At 38.2% G+C, this 1066-nt stretch carries 2 protein-coding genes; both read left to right on the top strand.

Annotation, left to right across the window (positions count from 1 at the left end):
* The first annotated feature begins 95 nt into the window (after positions 1-95).
* A complete protein-coding gene (gene tssD, locus AC2A07_RS19660; protein WP_314496970.1) occupies positions 96-500 on the top strand; it encodes a type VI secretion system tube protein TssD in 405 nt (134 codons plus the stop codon).
* Positions 501-877: 377 nt separating this feature from the next.
* Positions 878-1066: hypothetical protein (locus AC2A07_RS19655; protein ID WP_484051797.1), on the top strand; the 189-nt coding region annotated here is incomplete at its 3' end.

Here is a 1066-nt window from a genome sequence, read left to right as displayed (position 1 = left end):
AATGGATTAAAATTTTTAATAATAGATTTTGCGTAATTATCTTTGAGTATACAAAAAACAAATCAAATATTATTCACGATTAAAATTTATTTATCATGGCAGCAAATTCAAGAGGAATCTTAAAATTCAACGGCAGCGAAGGACAGAAATTACTAAAGCTGAACTACAGCGTATCAAGATCCACAGACGTATCCGGAAGGGTAGCTTCTGATCCGTCCAACGCACTGATCAAATTAACGATCGAAGCTACAGAGAAATCAGACATTCTGGAATCTTTACTGAACGGAAAATATAAACCGACCTCAGGTGAAATCACGTTCAACAAATCTCACGAAGAAGGAACACTGATTACCCTGAACTGGGAAAATGGATACGTTATTCAGCATGAAGTAGACTTCGATGCAGTGGATGAAAATTCGATGCTGATCAGCTTTGTGGTAAGTGCAGAAAAGATCAACTACGGAAACTCCGCTTACGAAGGAATCTGGCCGACAAACTAAAAACCTATTGTCTGATTTATAGTATAAAGTATACAAAAGACTGTCCACAGGACGGTCTTTTACGTTAGAGCGTTTATCAGCAGACTCAGTGGACTTCCATTGCTTAAAGTGCACTGGAATATAATGTCTACGTAACCTTTCCGGCACTTCAAACGCCGGAAGGATTTGCCGACAAAAAACTCTGTTAAAGCCTGTTTTAATGTAAGCTGTTTATAAAAGGTAATCAGTTTCTGTTTCACTGCAGATAATGCAGATTTCCAAATATTTAAGAAAAGTTAAAATTGAAAATTTATCGCTAAAACAAAGTGTAAATACATAAAATTTAATAACTTTAAACCACCACACAATCTACGCATATGAATATTTCAGAACCAGGCATGGGCAGTTTCCGTCCCTCCGAGAATGCAGAAGGAATCTCTTCGAACCATCACACCGGGATCAACCGGTTGGTTAAATTATCATTGGTGATAGAAGGCAGGGTGATCAGCTACTACAAACATTTTAAACTGACCCAGAGTTCCCGTCGTCATCACGAGTTCAGTCTGACATTGGCGCACGATACGCTG

The sequence above is a fragment of the Chryseobacterium sp. HNCC26DJ238 genome (assembly GCF_057180465.1).
Note: the sequence above shows the minus strand (reverse complement) of the source record. Positions and strands in the feature narration are given on the sequence as shown.

Coding starts and splice junctions, on each gene's coding strand:
- tssD (WP_314496970.1), top strand. CDS start 96: ATGGCAGCAAATTCAAGAGGAATCTTAAAATTCAACGGCAGCGAAGGA.